Source organism: uncultured Campylobacter sp., from assembly GCF_938045625.1.
Classification (GTDB): domain Bacteria; phylum Campylobacterota; class Campylobacteria; order Campylobacterales; family Campylobacteraceae; genus Campylobacter_A.
Genome location: NZ_CALIAV010000047.1, coordinates 1 through 1,069, shown reverse-complemented (window position 1 = coordinate 1,069; position 1,069 = coordinate 1). Strand labels below are relative to the sequence as shown.

At 48.3% G+C, this 1,069-nt stretch carries 2 protein-coding genes; both read left to right on the top strand.

The genetic code is table 11. The features are described 5' to 3' along the window. Window positions 1-2: 2 nt before the first annotated feature. Window positions 3-953: an iron ABC transporter permease gene (locus tag Q0386_RS04545; RefSeq protein WP_299027699.1), complete on the top strand. Its 951-nt coding sequence runs from the start codon at window positions 3-5 to the stop codon at window positions 951-953. After that, a partial coding sequence (locus Q0386_RS10190; RefSeq protein WP_367272391.1) for an ATP-binding cassette domain-containing protein occupies window positions 944-1,069 on the top strand: 126 nt, incomplete at its 3' end. The genes Q0386_RS04545 and Q0386_RS10190, both read left to right, overlap by 10 nt.

Genomic DNA, 1,069 nt, shown 5'->3' with positions numbered 1-1,069 from the left:
ATCTGTTTTTATCGCTTTTGCTAGTCTTTGCAGTTATTCTTTCGCTGCTTGCGGGTAGGATTTCTATTGACGGGCTAATTGATTATTATCAAAACGATAAAGAGACTCTTTACGCTTTGATACTTGACCTACGCTTGCCTAGGCTGATAGCGGCATTTTTGATAGGCGCTAGCCTTAGCGCGGCGGGCGTGATATTTCAGGCGATGTTTGCAAATCCTTTGGTAAGCCCAAATATCCTGGGCGTTGGCAGTGGGGCTGGATTTGGTGCGGTGGTTTGCATTTTAGCTTTCGGTAGTCCCGTAGCCACGCAAATAGGCGCTTTCGTTTTCGGCTTTCTAGCCGTCATGATAGCTTACGCCCTGGGCGTTTTGGCAAACAAAAACTCAAAGCTCATGCTGGTGCTTGCCGGTATCATCACGGGCGCGATATTCGAGGCGCTGATCTCCGTCATCAAATACGTTGCCGACACGCAAGAAAAGCTGCCTAGCATCGTATATTGGCTGATGGGAAGCCTAAGCGCCATATCTTGGAGCGACGTAGCGGCGCTGGCTCCCGTTTGCGTTAGCGGGCTTGTGCTTTTGAGCCTAATGGGCTGGAAGCTAAACATTTTATCCTTAGGTGGCGAACACGCAAGCATTTTGGGCGAGAGTAAATTTTTAGGCTTTATCTTTATCGTACTTGCCACGCTGATAACGGCCGCAAGCGTAGCAATAGCGGGTATCATCGGTTGGGTCGGGCTTTTGATACCGCATATTACGAGGCTGATTTATGGCTCCGATAACTCGCAGCTAGTTCCGATTTCTGCGATTTTAGGCGGGATATTTTTGATGCTAACCGACGTCGCGGCTAGAAGCGTGAGCTCGGCTGAAATCCCGCTAAGTATCCTAACCGCGCTTATAGGCGCTCCGATGATCGGCGTCATCATCGTTAAAAAGGGCAAAAGATGGTCTTAAGCGTAGAAAATTTAAGCTTTTCATACGAGCACAAGCAAATTTTGCAAAATTTGAGCCTTAGCCTAAAAAGCGGCGAAACGCTTGCGATTTTGGGTCCAAACGGCATAGGCAAATCT